Consider the following 13735-nt stretch of genomic DNA (forward strand, 5'->3'; position numbering starts at 1 on the left):
CCGATGACGCCCGCGCGTTCTCCGTGGGTTTGTGCAACGTGGCTGGCGGATCTGCTGCAACACCGCCCGGTCACCGCTGGCCCGCAGGGCGAGTGGCGGCTGCTGGAAGTGGGCTGTGACGCTGAACACCGCTATCGCGCCGGGCATATTCCCGGCGCGGATTATATCGACACCCGCGAAGTAGAAAGCCTGCCGCTGTGGAATGTGCTCAAGCCAGAACAATTACGCCAGGTGCTGCTCAGTCATGGCCTGCGCGCGGAGAGTACCGCCATCCTTTACGGCCGCGGCAATTATGCGGCGGAGCGGATGGCGCACATTTTGTTATACGCCGGGATCAGAGATGTTCGCGTACTGGATGGCGGCTGGCAGAGCTGGTTGCGCGCCGGTTTAGCCCGGCAAACCGGTGCAGCGTCAGGCATCAACCCGCAATCGGATTTTGACGTGAATATCCCGGCGCGGCCTGAGCTTCTGCTCAATATGGCGCAAACCGAGCAGCGTCTGGCGCAGCCCGGCACATTGCTGGTCAGTATCCGCAGTTGGCCTGAGTTTAGCGGTCAGACAAGCGGTTACGACTATATCGCCGCTGTCGGCGATATTCCCGGCGCCCGCTGGGGGCAGGCAGCAGGCGACAGCCAGTTGATTACCAATTTTCACAATGCAGACGGCACGGTGCGAAACCCGTCAGAGATCGCCGCACTCTGGCAACAACAGCACATCACTGGTGATAACCCGGTGATTTTTTATTGTGGTACCGGCTGGCGCGGCTCGTTTGCCTTTTTTATTGCCCGCGCGCTCGGCTGGGCAGATATCGCCGTGTATGATGGCGGCTGGTTCGAATGGAGCCAGCACACTAACGGAACGCAGTAATGATCCTTCTGAAAACCCTGGATGTCGTGGCCGCCATCATTGAGCGCGATGGCAACATTTTACTGGCGCAGCGACCCGACCATGCCGATCAGGCCGGTCTGTGGGAATTTGCCGGTGGAAAAGTCGAAGCCGGGGAAACACAGCCGCAGGCGCTAACGCGCGAGTTGCGGGAAGAGTTGGGTATTGATGCTGTACCTGCGCGCTATGTTGCCAGCCATCAGCGGGAGGTTTCCGGGCGGCTGATTCATTTGCACGCCTGGCATGTGGTGAATTTTAGCGGTGAACCGGTACGTCACTATCACCGCGCGTTATTGTGGTGCTTACCCGCCGAAGCGCTAAAACTGCCGCTGGCTCCGGCGGATATTCCGCTGCTGGAAGCGTTTATGGCTTCACGCGCCGCCACACCAGCGGGTTAGTGGAAATGGCTCTCTCATCGCGCTGGCATTGTAATAGCACACCCTCGGTTTTGATAACCGCCCCTTCGCTGTAGTTTTGATTACCGTATACGCAGCATTGCATGCAGGGCTGCGTGGTCTGCGTCTGCCCACCGGAGCTGAACACTTCCGGCGGCACATTCACCTCGATTCCCGGCGACGGTAAACGTTCAGCCAGCACGCTGGTTGAGGCAGCAACCAGTAACGCTGCTGCTATCCACTTAATTCGGGTCATAACTTGTCCTTTGTGATTGACGCCACTCATTACTATAACGGATCTCTGCGGCAGGACTTTAATTTCACCGATCATCGTTTTTAGTTATGACAGATTGCCAATTATTAATTTGCCTGGTGTGCGTTTTTTTCCCTTGCGGCATATAGCTTTGCGGATGTTATAGTCCGGAAGTGCCTGCTTTTTGCGCACCACCATCACAACAAATTCACCACAACAATAAGAGACTCTTATATCTATGGATCAGACGCACTCTCTTGCATCATTTCTCCAGTATGTCGAACAGCGTGACCCGCACCAGCCGGAGTTCTCCCAGGCCGTTCGTGAAGTGATGACTACCCTCTGGCCCTTCCTTGAAGCTCACCCGCGTTACCGCCAGATGTCTTTACTCGAACGCCTCGTTGAACCGGAGCGCGTGATCCAGTTTCGCGTCGCCTGGGTTGATGACCGCAATCAGGTGCAGGTTAACCGCGCGTGGCGCGTACAGTTCAGTTCGGCTATTGGCCCCTATAAAGGCGGTATGCGTTTTCACCCGTCGGTAAATTTGTCGATCCTCAAATTCCTCGGCTTCGAACAAACGTTCAAAAACGCGCTCACAACCCTGCCGATGGGCGGTGGCAAAGGCGGCAGTGATTTCGATCCGAAAGGCAAAAGCGATGGCGAAGTGATGCGCTTCTGCCAGGCGCTGATAAGCGAACTGTATCGCCATCTTGGCGCGGATACCGACGTGCCCGCCGGAGATATTGGCGTCGGCGCACGCGAAGTCGGTTTTATGGCCGGGATGATGAAAAAGCTCTCCAACAATACCGCTTGTGTGTTTACCGGCAAGGGGCTGTCGTTTGGCGGCAGTCTGATCCGCCCGGAAGCGACGGGTTACGGCCTGGTCTATTTCACCGAAGCGATGCTCAAGCGTCACGGTCTTGGCTTTGAAGGGATGCGTGTGGCGGTTTCCGGTTCCGGCAACGTGGCGCAGTACGCGATTGAAAAAGCGATGGCTTTTGGCGCACGGGTGATTACCGCGTCGGACTCTGCCGGTACGGTGGTAGATGAAGCCGGATTTAACCGTGAAAAACTGGCCCGTCTGTGCGAGATCAAAACCAGCCGCGACGGCCGTATAGCCGATTATGCACGGGAATTTGGTCTGACATACCTCGAAGGCAAACAGCCGTGGTCAGTGCCGGTCGACATCGCGCTGCCGTGTGCCACGCAAAATGAGCTGGATATCGACGCGGCGCGCGTATTGATTGCCAACGGCGTAAAAGCGGTGGCGGAAGGTGCCAATATGCCTGCCACCATTGATGCCACCGAACTGTTCCTCGAGGCGGGCGTGCTGTTCGCGCCGGGGAAGGCGGCGAATGCCGGCGGGGTTGCCACCTCCGGTCTGGAGATGGCGCAGAATGCCGCACGTATGGGCTGGAAAGCGGAAAAAGTGGATGCGCGTTTGCATCACATCATGCTGGATATTCACCAGGCTTGCGTTGAGTACGGTGGCGAAGGCAAACAGACGCACTATGTGCGCGGTGCCAACATCGCGGGCTTCGTGAAAGTCGCCGACGCGATGCTGGCGCAGGGCGTGATTTAATAAGCTGGCCGGGTAACAGCGAAAACGCGTTATCCGGCCGCAGTTGCCGCGTCACCGCCCGCCTCTGCTGATGGCGGGCGTTTCTTCCCGCGACCTTTGGCAAACGGTTTTTTCTTCTCACCGCCCGGTGCCACCAGCCCACGGAACTGACGCACCGGCGTGTTACGCGCCTGGTGAATCAACTCGTGCAGTGTCCCCACCAGCGGCTGCATAAAGTCCTGATAGCGGCACTCTTTCTCACTGATTTGCGTCAGCACCGACTCCCAGTGCGCGGTCATATCAGGCCGCGCCGCCATCTCCGGCAGCGAGTGGATCAACGCCCGTCCCGGTTCGGTCGAGTGGATGTAGCGCCCTTTTTTCACCAGAAAACCGCGCTTAAACAGCAGTTCGATAATCCCGGCACGCGTCGCCTCGGTGCCCAGACCATCGGTAGCACGCAGAATTTTCTTGAGATCCTTGTCCTGTACGAAACGCGCAATCCCGGTCATCGCCGACAGCAATGTTGCATCGGTAAAGTGGCGCGGCGGCTGGGTCTGGCGCGCGACTACTTCGCCTTTTTCGCACAATAATTCGTCGCCTTTTGCCACCACCGGCAACAGTGTGCCGTCGTTCTCTTCATCGCGCTCTTTCGAACCAAGCAGCGTGCGCCACCCGGCCTCCGCCAGAAAACGCGCTTTGGCGATAAACTTGCCGTTAGCGATGTCGAGATCGATCTGGCATTTGCGGAACACCGCATCCGGGCAGAACTGCATCAGATACTGGCGAGCAATCAGGTTATAAACGTTAGCTTCGTTATCGCTGAGATTGACCTTCGAGGCGCGGGCCGTCGGGATAATCGCATGGTGGGCATCGACTTTTTTATCGTCCCAGCAGCGGTTGCGCGTGTCCGGGTTCACCACCGGCTGCGGCAACAAATCCGGAGCATGCGCACCAATCGCGTTCATCACCGCGTGTCGTCCGGCAAAATGCTCTTCCGGTAAATAACGACAATCAGAACGCGGATAGGTGATCAGCTTGTGGGTTTCGTAGAGTTTCTGGCAAATATCGAGCACATTCTGCGCACTGAGCCCATAACGTTTTGCCGCTTCAATTTGCAACGCCGAAAGCGAAAACGGCAGCGGCGCGAGTTCTGATTCCCGTTTATCGTTATAGGCCGTCACCAGCGCGGGTTGGCCGCTAATGCGGTTCACCACATGCTCCGCCAGCGGACGATGCAATAAACGCCCCTCTTCGTCCTGATAAGGTTCACACGCCTCGCTCGGCTGCCACAGAGCGGTAAAGCGCTCCCCGGCTGGCGTGACGATATGCGCTTTCACCTCAAAGAAATCTTTCGCCACGAAGTTCTCAATCTCTTCGTCACGACGCACCACCAGCCCCAGCACCGGCGTTTGCACGCGTCCAACGGAGAGCACGCCCTGATAGCCGGCATTGCGCCCCAGCAGCGTATAAGCGCGGGTCATGTTGATGCCATAGAGCCAGTCGGCACGGGCGCGCGCCAGCGCCGACACACACAGTGGAATAAATTCGCTATTTGCCCGCAGGCGCTCAATCGCGCGCTCTACCGCCTGCGGATTGAGATCGTTAATCAGGCAACGCTGCACCTGCTGGCGTTTTTCAGCTGGCAGTTGCAGGTAGTCAATCACTTCATCAACCAGCAACTGCCCTTCTCGATCCGGGTCACCGGCGTGCACCACCTGTTCGGCATCGGCGAGCAGGCGTTTGATAACATTGATTTGCTTAAGCACCGACGGGCGCGGCTGCAACTGCCACTTTTCCGGCACGATCGGAAGATCGGCCAGGTTCCAGCGTGCATAGCGGCTGTCATAGACGTCCGGCTGCGCCTGCTCAAGCAGGTGACCAATGCACCAGGTCACCACCTGACCATTACCGCACTCAATATAGCCGTCGCCTTTGCGATGCGGCTTAGGCAGCACATCGGCAATGGCACGCGCCAGACTGGGCTTTTCGGCAATAAATAACCGCATAGGATTAACGGATCTCGATCATCGGGCGACCGCCGCGTGCGCTGACCAGTTCACCAATCGCGCTCAGTTGAATACCGTATTCCGCCGCCGTCGCTTTAACTTCCTCTTCTGCACCCGGTACCACCGCCAGCAGCAAGCCGCCGGACGTTTGCGGATCGCACAACAAATCGCGCACTGCCGTTGGCATCTCACCCATCAGATGACCATAGCTGGCGAAGTTACGCTGGGTACCGCCGGGCACTGCGCCCTGGGCGATGTACTCTTCCACACCCGGCAATTTCGGCACATCCTGATACCAGACCTGCGCCTGTACACCCGCGCCCTGGCACATTTCACTCAGGTGACCAAGCAGGCCAAAGCCGGTGACATCGGTCATCGCTTTTACGCCGTCGATCCCGGCAAAGGCGGCACCGGCAAGGTTCATGCGGCACATCACTTCCGTTGCCAGACCAACGTGTTCCGGTTTGAGCAGCGATTTTTTCTCCGCCGTGGTTAATACGCCAATGCCCAGCGGCTTGGTGAGGAACAGTTTGCAGCCCGCCTCGGCGGTGCTGTTTTTCTTCACGCGTTCGGTTGGTACCACGCCAGTTACGGCAAGGCCGAAAATCGGCTCCGGCGCGTCGATTGAGTGACCGCCCGCCAGCGCGATCCCCGCCTGCTGGCAGGCAAAACGCCCACCGTCGATCACCTCACGCGCGGTTTCCGGTGCCAGTTTGTCGAGTGGCCAGCCCAGAATGGCAATCGCCATAATCGGTTTGCCGCCCATCGCGAAAACGTCGCTAATGGCGTTGGTCGCGGCAATGCGGCCAAAGTCGAAGGGGTTATCGACAATCGGCATAAAGAAGTCGGTGGTGCTGATAATGCAGGTACCGTTACCCAAATCGTAAACGGCGGCGTCATCACGCGTTTCGTTGCCGACAAGCAGGTTCGGGTCGAGAAACTTCGCCTGCTCGCTATGCAGAATGGTATCCAGCACTTTGGGGGAAATTTTACAACCGCAACCGGCTCCGTGGCTGTATTGCGTTAAACGAATGGCTTGCTCGCTCATGGACATCTCCTGTCATTGCAATCGCGCTATGGTAGCGCCCAAATGCTGAGCTGGTAAGTCTGGCAATCTTAATTCGCGCGTTATTGCTCATTAAGCAAACGAAACAGAGATTGCATGCGATGATTTTTCGCTCGTAAACTTCATATTTATAACTACATCGGCCATTTTGCGAGTCACCGCAATGTTCTTTTTGGCTTTTCATGACAGAAATATGACAGCAGCCACTGAGGGCTACAGATGCTTTTTTACATAAAGGAACCGCTCATGAAAAAAAATATCCTCGCGTTTTGTCTTGCCAGTTTGCTCTCTACCAGCGCTTTTGCTCTGGTTCCATCCGGGAATGATGCCACCACCAAACCTGATCTTTATTACCTGAAAAATGCGCAGGCGATTGATAGCCTGGCGCTGTTACCACCACCGCCGGAAGTCGGTAGTATCGCGTTTTTAAACGATCAGGCGATGTACGAGCAGGGCCGCTTGCTGCGTAACACCGAGCGCGGCAAACAGGCAGCGGAAGACGCAAACCTGAGCAGCGGCGGCGTGGCAAACGCCTTCTCCGGCGCATTTGGCTCACCGATCACCGAGAAAGACTTCCCGCAGTTGCATAAGCTGTTGACCAATATGATCGAAGATGCCGGCGATCTGGCAACCCGCGGCGCGAAGCAAAAGTATATGCGTATCCGCCCGTTTGCTTTCTACGGCGTACCAACCTGCAACACCAAAGAGCAGGATTCACTGGCGAAAAACGGCTCTTATCCGTCCGGTCATACCTCTATCGGTTGGGCTACCGCACTGGTGCTGGCAGAGATTAACCCACAGCGTCAGGATCAGATCCTCAAACGCGGCTACGACCTGGGGCAAAGCCGGGTGATTTGTGGCTACCACTGGCAAAGTGACGTGGACGCCGCGCGCATTGTTGGCTCCGCTGTCGTTGCCACTTTGCATACTAATCCGGCGTTCCAGCAACAGTTGCAGAAAGCCAAGGACGAGTTTGCCGCCCAGCATAAGTAAACCGCACGCCCGGACGGGCGTGCTTTTACGATGATCCCTTCGCATTTTTCAGGTTATAGAGGCGTTGTACCCGCTGCGCCTCTGCGATGATGTTGGCTACATCTGCACGCGTGAGCGCCAACTGGACGGGGTCAGAGAACAGGAAAATATCCCCTCTGAAAATAAACAACGGTTCATCCGTACCCGCTTCATTAACCACGGAATAGTGATTGCTGACATAGTCCGCACGCGCATTAATCTGCGCCTTTTCAGCCTGTCGGGTGGCCAGCGGCTTATCAGCCCATGCCAGAAACGCGTCAAAGGGCTGCAGATCGCGTGTCAGGTGAGTGACTTCGATTTTGTGCAACTGAACAAAAGCATTACCGTAATCAATGGTAAAACGTAACCACGCATCACTATCGGCGATTTGCACCGGGAATGTGCGCGTCGAAAAACTAACGCGCACGCCAGTTGCCGCATTGAATGTGGCATAGATGACCGGACTGTTTTCTGTCTCCCAGGTGCGCAATGTCATTACTTTATCGACTTTATTCGCTACCTCAATGCAGCCTGTCAGTGAGCCAGCCAACAGCAGCATCACGGCAGTGGATATCAGACGTTTCATCAGCATTCCACCGCTTAGCGATAAACTTTGGTGTGGAACAGATTGTAATCATACGGGCACTCATTCAGTGCCCACACCGGTGCCGGAGTATCTTTGCCTTCGGTAACGTCCGTGATCATAATTTCGTGGGTGTAGTAGCCGCCGGGCAAGGTGTATACCTCGTAGCTGTGCCCCGCTTTTGGCGATACGCTGCGAAATGATTCATGCACGGTTTGCGAATAGGTGGTTTGCGAAACGGTGACATAGCCGATGCGCAAGAACTGGCCAGGCTTAACGGAAAACTCCATCACATCTTTGCCCTGTAATGGCGAGCTGGCGGGTAACGGGGCAATACCAGCGATTTTTTTATTGCGGGTGGATTTAATGCCAAGGATATTCACTGCGGATGTCAGCGATTTTTGATCGACCTGACGCAGGCAACTTCCCGACTGCTGGTAAATTTCTGCCACCAATGGTGTCGCATAGTTTTCAACGCGCAGCTTTGCCGCATCCGCTGCTGAGTAATCGTCCATCGTGGAAGTGGAGATGGTGCAACCTGCCAGCGTCATTGCCCCCACAATTACCATCCCTGCTTTCATTTCGCCACGCATCATCTTTCCTTATTTTTCCTTAATAAGAACACGTTATCGGCGAAGGCAGACTGGACTTTAAAAGAAAACGGCTGCGGCAGAGTTGTCGCAGCCGTCCGATATCAGGCGGAGCTTAGAAACGTGTCACGAACGGCGTGGTATCCGGTACGGTGACAGTAGTCGAGGCTTTCAGTTGCGGTGTGCCGAGATACAGAAAACCGACGATTTTATCCTGTTCGCGGCAGTCAAATGCCTGGCGAACCACCGGGCTGTCGGTCAGCGGGCCTGTGCGCCAGATTCCGTTAAACCCCTGCGCCAGCGCCGCCATCTGCATTGCCATTACCGCGCAGCCGGCAGAGAGCAACTGCTCCCACTGCGGGACTTTATGGTGAATGTCGCATTTTGCCACCACCGCGATGATTAACGGTGCGCGAAAAGGCGATGTACGCGCTTTTTCGACGCCTTTTTCATCCTGGCCTGCGGCAATCGCGGCCTGCTCCAGCGTCTGACTGAAACGTTCGCGTCCTTCCCCTTCGATGACAAAAAAGTGCCATGGCTGAAGCGTACCGTGATCCGGCGCGCGCATCCCCGCACGCACAATGTTATCCAGTTGTTCACCTGCCGGGGCCGGTTCTGCCAGCCGGGATGCGCTACGACGATTGACGAGCAGCTCAAGTGCGTCCATTAGTTAAACTCCTGTATTGAAATTTGTTCACAAAATTAACACGGGCGTAGAAATTGTTACAGCGCCGGAGGCGATTCCTGCTGACAAGTGGCAGCGGGGTAATTAGGATAACCACACTTTGCCGCTCGGGCAGCGGTGGTCGTTAACTACCAGGGAGAATACATGCGAACCCTTTGGCGTATTATTGCCGGTTTTTTCAAGTGGAGCTGGCGATTGCTGAACTTTATCCGCAAGCTGGTGCTGAATCTTTTCTTTATTTTGTTGGTTCTGGTTGTCGCAGGCGTGTGGATGCAAATGAGCGACAGCAAAACCAGCAGTAACAGTCGGGGCGCATTGCTGCTGGATATTTCCGGCGTAGTGGTGGACAAAACCTCGGCCAGCAGCCGGCTTGGCGCGCTGGGCCGCCAGTTGTTTGGTGCCAGTTCGGATCGTCTGCAGGAAAACTCACTGTTTGACATCGTCGAGACCATTCGCCAGGCGCAGCATGACCGGAATATCACCGGGATTGTGATGGATCTGAAAAATTTCGCTGGTGCCGATCAACCATCGATGCAGTATATCGGCAAAGCGCTGCGTGAGTTCCGCGACAGCGGTAAGCCGGTTTATGCCGTGGGCGACAATTACAGTCAGGGCCAGTATTACCTTGCCAGCTTCGCCAACAAGATCTGGCTGTCGCCGCAGGGTGTGGTTGATCTGCATGGCTTTGCCACCAACGGCCTCTACTATAAATCGCTGCTTGATAAGCTGAAAGTCACCACCCACGTATTCCGCGTCGGCACCTATAAATCCGCCGTTGAGCCGTTTATTCGCGACGATATGTCCCCGGCAGCACGCGACGCAGATAGCCGCTGGATTAATGAGTTGTGGCAGAACTACCTCAACACCGTTGCCGCTAACCGCCAAATCACCGCGCAGCAGGTCTTCCCGGGCGCGCAAGCGATGCTGGATGGGCTGCGTAAAGTGGATGGCGACACGGCAAAATATGCGCTGGACAACAAGCTGGTGGATGAGCTGGGCTCGGCAACCGATGCGGAAAAAGCAATGGTTAAACAGTTTGGCTGGAGCACGGAGGATAAGAACTTCCGCGCGGTCAGCATGTATGATTACCAGGCGAAAAAACCGAGCGATGTCGGCGATACCGTGGCAGTGATTTTCGCTAACGGCGCGATCATGGACGGCGAAGAGACGCCGGGGAACGTAGGCGGCGACACCACTGCCGCACAGATCCGCGACGCACGTCTGGATCCGAAAGTGAAAGCCATTGTGCTGCGTGTCAACAGCCCAGGCGGCAGCGTCAGCGCATCGGAAGTGATCCGCTCCGAGCTGGCGGCAGCCCGCGCGGCAGGTAAACCTGTCGTGGTATCAATGGGCGGCATGGCGGCCTCCGGCGGTTACTGGATCTCGACACCGGCGAACTACATTATCGCCAGTGCCAGCACGCTGACCGGCTCGATTGGCATCTTCGGGGTTATCAACACGCTGGAAAACAGCCTCGACAGCATCGGCGTGCATACCGATGGCGTAGCAACCTCGCCGCTGGCAGATGTCAGCATGACCAAAGCGCTGCCGGACGAAGTTTCGCAGATGATGCAGTTGAGCATTGAGAACGGTTACAAACGCTTTATCACGCTGGTGGCGCAATCGCGCAACAGCACGCCTGAGCAGGTTGATAAAATCGCCCAGGGTCACGTCTGGACCGGCCTGGATGCGAAAAATAACGGGCTGGTCGATGCGTTGGGCGATTTCGACGACGCGCTGGCGAAAGCGGCTGAGCTTGCGAAACTGAAACAGTGGCATATCGATTACTACGAGGAAGAGCCGACATTCTTTGATCGGCTAATGGATAGCATGTCCGGTTCGGTAAGCGCCATGCTGCCAAAAGCATTGCAGGCATATTTGCCCGCGCCACTGGCAAGCGCTGCGCTACAGATGAAAGCTGAAACCGACAAACTGGCGGTGTTTAACGATCCACAAAATCGTTATGCACTCTGTCTGAATTGCGCCAATATCCGCTAAAATCACCTGACCACGTCCCCTCCACCGGAGGGGATTTTTTTGATGAAGCCAGAATATAACTATGCAAAAAAAATCCATTTACGTTGCCTACACGGGCGGTACTATCGGTATGCAACGCTCAGAACACGGCTATGTGCCGGTTTCCGGTCACCTGCAACGTCAACTGGCGCTGATGCCTGAATTCCATCGCCCGGAGATGCCTGATTTCACCATCCATGAATATGAGCCGCTGATGGATTCGTCCGATATGACACCGGAAGACTGGCAACATATCGCAGACGATGTGAAAGCGCACTATGACGATTACGATGGTTTTGTCATTCTGCACGGTACAGACACGATGGCCTACACCGCGTCGGCACTGTCGTTTATGCTGGAAAACTTAGGCAAACCGGTTATTGTGACAGGGTCACAAATCCCGCTCGCCGAACTGCGTTCTGATGGCCAAATCAACCTGCTTAATGCGTTATATGTGGCGGCGAATTTCCCGATTAACGAAGTGACGCTGTTCTTCAATAACCGTTTGTATCGCGGCAACCGCACCACCAAAGCACACGCTGATGGTTTCGACGCGTTCGCTTCGCCTAACCTGGCGCCATTACTGGAAGCGGGTATTCATATTCGCCGCCTGGGCTCGCCGCCCGCGCCGCACACCACGGGAGAACTGGTTGTCCACCCGATCACCCCGCAGCCGATTGGCGTGGTAACGATTTATCCAGGCATTTCCGCCGATGTGGTGCGAAACTTCCTGCGCCAGCCGGTAAAAGCGCTGATCCTGCGTTCTTACGGCGTGGGTAATGCGCCGCAAAACGGTGAGTTTCTGAAAGAGTTACAGGAAGCCAGCGCCCGCGGCATTGTCGTGGTCAACCTGACACAATGTATGTCCGGCAAGGTCAACATGGGCGGCTACGCCACCGGCAACGCCCTCGCCCATGCAGGTGTGATTGGCGGCGCAGACATGACAGTGGAAGCGACGTTGACAAAACTTCACTACCTGTTAAGCCAGGATCTGGACGCTGATTCCATTCGCACCGCCATGACACAAAACCTGCGCGGTGAACTGACGCCGGATGAATGAGGAGGCTCGTATGACGCAACGCGCACTGCTGCTGGTCGATATTCAGAATGATTTTTGCGCTGGCGGCGCGCTGGCGGTAGCTGAAGGTGACAGCACGGTTGAGGTTGCTAATGCCATGATGACGTGGTGTAAGACACGCGGCAATGCCATCGTGGCAAGCCAAGACTGGCACCCGGCCGGACATGGCAGTTTCGCCAGTCAGCACCACGTCGCGCCGTTCACAACAGGCGAACTGGCCGGGTTAGCCCAAACGTTTTGGCCCGATCACTGTGTACAAAACAGCGAGGGCGCAGCGCTGCATCCGTTGCTAAACCAGAAAGCTATCGATGCGGTGTTTTACAAAGGGGAAAACCCGCTGATTGACAGTTACAGCGCGTTTTTCGATAACGGCCATCGTCAGGAAACCGCCCTGCACAACTGGTTGCAGCAGCACGGCATCCGCGAACTGGTAATTCTCGGTTTAGCCACCGATTACTGCGTGAAATTTACCGTGCTGGATGCGCTACAACTTGGATACGAGGTGAATGTCATTACCGACGGTTGCCGTGGCGTGAACCTGAATCCGCAGGACAGCACGCAGGCGTTTATGGAGATGTCAGCGGCTGGCGCGACGCTCTATACGCTCGCGGACTGGCAGGAAACGCATGCCTGATGATGCCCCTGCCGGATGGCGTTGCGCCTCCGGCATGGCGACTTACGATTTAAACGTCGCGATCGGCTTTGGCGAAATGCCAAAATCCTCTTTTAATTGCTGCTTACTTTTCATCACCATCTGGCCGTTGGTATCAATGGTCATGTGCTGCGCCTGCGTGTTATTGCGCGCCTGCCACAGCATCACCAGTTGCAGACTGTTCTCTTTTTGCTCTGCTGTCAGCGCAACGCCATCTGGCCATTTACCTAACTCAACGGCCGTTACCAGGCGCTGGTAGATCTCCGGCGTCATGCTGTTAACGATTTGATCAAGATTCATCTTTGAAAACTCCGTGGAATAATTGCTGAATCGTTTTTTCAACCCTGAGATCGTTCGCCATTTTCGTCATCCGTAAAACTCAGGGAAGCAGAGTTGACGCAATAGCGTTCGCCGGTCGGTTGCGGACCATCCGGAAAGACGTGCCCCAGATGCGCATCACATTTTCCACAGCGGATTTCCACGCGTTGCATGCCATGCGAATAATCGTTGATATAGCGAATAGCATCTTCGCTCACCGGCTCAAAGAAACTTGGCCAGCCGCAACCAGAATCATACTTGGTTTGCGAATTGAACAGCGCGGCGTCGCACACCAGACAGTGATAAACCCCGTCGCGTTTGTTATGCAGAAAACGCCCGGTGAACGGCGGCTCGGTGCCATGGTTCTGCGTCACGTAAAACTGCATTTCAGTCAGTGTTTTTTTCAGGTCGTCTTCAGAAGAATTATGCGCCATTTGCTCACGCCTCACGGTAAAAACTCGACAACTTTTCACCCTGATTCTAACAAAACATTAACACTGCGGCGTTAACTTTTGTTCTAAACTTATTTGTTGCGGTAAAGCAGCCGGTGAATTGTGATTAATCTCACATTTTTATCCTGTCTGACCTTTAAAATTCCGGGCGGCGCCCCTATATGGGGAGCATGCTCAAAGGAAG

General features: G+C 55.6%; 15 protein-coding genes. 7 read left to right on the forward strand and 8 right to left on the reverse strand.

Annotation, left to right across the window (positions count from 1 at the left end; genetic code table 11):
- The first annotated feature begins 3 nt into the window (after window positions 1-3).
- Together AAIG26_RS10490 and AAIG26_RS10495 are read left to right on the forward strand one after the other, a co-directional pair.
- Window positions 4-867 carry a rhodanese-like domain-containing protein gene (locus AAIG26_RS10490; RefSeq protein ID WP_343179727.1) on the forward strand — a complete coding sequence of 288 codons (864 nt, stop codon included), beginning with the start codon at window positions 4-6 and terminating at the stop codon, window positions 865-867.
- A complete protein-coding gene (locus tag AAIG26_RS10495; RefSeq protein WP_343179728.1) occupies window positions 867-1283 on the forward strand; it encodes a pyrimidine (deoxy)nucleoside triphosphate diphosphatase in 417 nt (138 codons plus the stop codon). Before AAIG26_RS10490 ends, AAIG26_RS10495 begins: the two co-directional genes overlap by 1 nt.
- On the opposite strand, the gene AAIG26_RS10500 is transcribed toward AAIG26_RS10495, so the two are convergent.
- A complete protein-coding gene (locus AAIG26_RS10500) occupies window positions 1249-1536 on the reverse strand; it encodes a DUF1496 domain-containing protein (protein ID WP_343179729.1) in 288 nt (95 codons plus the stop codon). The genes AAIG26_RS10495 and AAIG26_RS10500 overlap by 35 nt on opposite strands.
- A 235-nt stretch (window positions 1537-1771) precedes the next feature.
- Between AAIG26_RS10500 and gdhA the strand changes: the two genes are divergently transcribed.
- A complete protein-coding gene (gdhA, locus tag AAIG26_RS10505) occupies window positions 1772-3115 on the forward strand; it encodes an NADP-specific glutamate dehydrogenase (RefSeq protein WP_020454015.1) in 1344 nt (447 codons plus the stop codon).
- Window positions 3116-3144: 29 nt separating this feature from the next.
- On the opposite strand, the gene AAIG26_RS10510 is transcribed toward gdhA, so the two are convergent.
- On the reverse strand, window positions 3145-5100 hold the full coding sequence (locus tag AAIG26_RS10510) for a DNA topoisomerase III (RefSeq protein WP_343179730.1): 1956 nt from the start codon (window positions 5098-5100) through the stop codon (window positions 3145-3147).
- A gap of 4 nt (window positions 5101-5104) precedes the next feature.
- Window positions 5105-6148: a selenide, water dikinase SelD gene (gene selD / locus AAIG26_RS10515; protein WP_343179731.1), complete on the reverse strand. Its 1044-nt coding sequence runs from the start codon at window positions 6146-6148 to the stop codon at window positions 5105-5107.
- Between the two features lie 264 nt (window positions 6149-6412).
- On the opposite strand from selD, the gene phoC reads away from it, so the two are divergent.
- Entirely contained in the window at window positions 6413-7159 is a 747-nt protein-coding gene (gene phoC, locus AAIG26_RS10520; protein ID WP_343179732.1) for an acid phosphatase PhoC, read from the forward strand.
- A 25-nt stretch (window positions 7160-7184) separates the two neighbouring features.
- Here the strand turns inward: phoC and AAIG26_RS10525 are convergent, their stop codons facing one another.
- From AAIG26_RS10525 to AAIG26_RS10535, 3 genes are all read right to left on the reverse strand, one after another.
- The gene (locus AAIG26_RS10525; RefSeq protein ID WP_343179733.1) at window positions 7185-7763 is read right to left on the reverse strand and encodes a hypothetical protein; all 579 of its coding nucleotides are present in this window, start codon (window positions 7761-7763) and stop codon (window positions 7185-7187) included.
- A gap of 14 nt (window positions 7764-7777) precedes the next feature.
- Window positions 7778-8356 (reverse strand): hypothetical protein, encoded by a 579-nt coding sequence (locus tag AAIG26_RS10530; RefSeq protein WP_233500381.1) that lies wholly within the window; start codon window positions 8354-8356, stop codon window positions 7778-7780.
- Window positions 8357-8465: 109 nt separating this feature from the next.
- The gene (locus tag AAIG26_RS10535) at window positions 8466-9017 is read right to left on the reverse strand and encodes an NAD(P)H nitroreductase (RefSeq protein ID WP_097407034.1); all 552 of its coding nucleotides are present in this window, start codon (window positions 9015-9017) and stop codon (window positions 8466-8468) included.
- Between the two features lie 162 nt (window positions 9018-9179).
- Between AAIG26_RS10535 and sppA the strand changes: the two genes are divergently transcribed.
- The 3 genes from sppA to pncA all read left to right on the forward strand — a co-directional run bounded on the left by sppA (window position 9180) and on the right by pncA (window position 12763).
- Entirely contained in the window at window positions 9180-11033 is a 1854-nt protein-coding gene (gene sppA, locus AAIG26_RS10540) for a signal peptide peptidase SppA (RefSeq protein WP_343179734.1), read from the forward strand.
- A 61-nt stretch (window positions 11034-11094) separates the two neighbouring features.
- A complete protein-coding gene (gene ansA, locus AAIG26_RS10545) occupies window positions 11095-12111 on the forward strand; it encodes an asparaginase (protein WP_343179735.1) in 1017 nt (338 codons plus the stop codon).
- A gap of 10 nt (window positions 12112-12121) precedes the next feature.
- Entirely contained in the window at window positions 12122-12763 is a 642-nt protein-coding gene (gene pncA / locus AAIG26_RS10550; protein ID WP_343179736.1) for a bifunctional nicotinamidase/pyrazinamidase, read from the forward strand.
- Between the two features lie 42 nt (window positions 12764-12805).
- Here the strand turns inward: pncA and AAIG26_RS10555 are convergent, their stop codons facing one another.
- Window positions 12806-13081 carry a YeaC family protein gene (locus AAIG26_RS10555; RefSeq protein ID WP_020454025.1) on the reverse strand — a complete coding sequence of 92 codons (276 nt, stop codon included), beginning with the start codon at window positions 13079-13081 and terminating at the stop codon, window positions 12806-12808.
- Window positions 13082-13119: 38 nt separating this feature from the next.
- Complete coding sequence (gene msrB, locus AAIG26_RS10560) at window positions 13120-13533, reverse strand: peptide-methionine (R)-S-oxide reductase MsrB (protein ID WP_020454026.1); 414 nt, start codon at window positions 13531-13533, stop codon at window positions 13120-13122.
- Window positions 13534-13735: the final 202 nt, after the last annotated feature.

The sequence above is a fragment of the Kosakonia sp. PSU_27 genome (genome assembly GCF_039409795.1).
Taxonomy (GTDB): domain Bacteria; phylum Pseudomonadota; class Gammaproteobacteria; order Enterobacterales; family Enterobacteriaceae; genus Kosakonia.

Coding starts and splice junctions, on each gene's coding strand:
- ansA (WP_343179735.1), top strand. CDS start 11,095: ATGCAAAAAAAATCCATTTACGTTGCCTACACGGGCGGTACTATCGGT.
- AAIG26_RS10490 (WP_343179727.1), top strand. CDS start 4: ATGACGCCCGCGCGTTCTCCGTGGGTTTGTGCAACGTGGCTGGCGGAT.
- AAIG26_RS10530 (WP_233500381.1), bottom strand. CDS start 8,356: ATGATGCGTGGCGAAATGAAAGCAGGGATGGTAATTGTGGGGGCAATG.
- selD (WP_343179731.1), bottom strand. CDS start 6,148: ATGAGCGAGCAAGCCATTCGTTTAACGCAATACAGCCACGGAGCCGGT.
- gdhA (WP_020454015.1), top strand. CDS start 1,772: ATGGATCAGACGCACTCTCTTGCATCATTTCTCCAGTATGTCGAACAG.
- AAIG26_RS10500 (WP_343179729.1), bottom strand. CDS start 1,536: ATGACCCGAATTAAGTGGATAGCAGCAGCGTTACTGGTTGCTGCCTCA.
- phoC (WP_343179732.1), top strand. CDS start 6,413: ATGAAAAAAAATATCCTCGCGTTTTGTCTTGCCAGTTTGCTCTCTACC.
- AAIG26_RS10555 (WP_020454025.1), bottom strand. CDS start 13,081: ATGAATCTTGATCAAATCGTTAACAGCATGACGCCGGAGATCTACCAG.
- sppA (WP_343179734.1), top strand. CDS start 9,180: ATGCGAACCCTTTGGCGTATTATTGCCGGTTTTTTCAAGTGGAGCTGG.
- pncA (WP_343179736.1), top strand. CDS start 12,122: ATGACGCAACGCGCACTGCTGCTGGTCGATATTCAGAATGATTTTTGC.
- AAIG26_RS10525 (WP_343179733.1), bottom strand. CDS start 7,763: ATGAAACGTCTGATATCCACTGCCGTGATGCTGCTGTTGGCTGGCTCA.
- AAIG26_RS10510 (WP_343179730.1), bottom strand. CDS start 5,100: ATGCGGTTATTTATTGCCGAAAAGCCCAGTCTGGCGCGTGCCATTGCC.
- AAIG26_RS10495 (WP_343179728.1), top strand. CDS start 867: ATGATCCTTCTGAAAACCCTGGATGTCGTGGCCGCCATCATTGAGCGC.
- AAIG26_RS10535 (WP_097407034.1), bottom strand. CDS start 9,017: ATGGACGCACTTGAGCTGCTCGTCAATCGTCGTAGCGCATCCCGGCTG.
- msrB (WP_020454026.1), bottom strand. CDS start 13,533: ATGGCGCATAATTCTTCTGAAGACGACCTGAAAAAAACACTGACTGAA.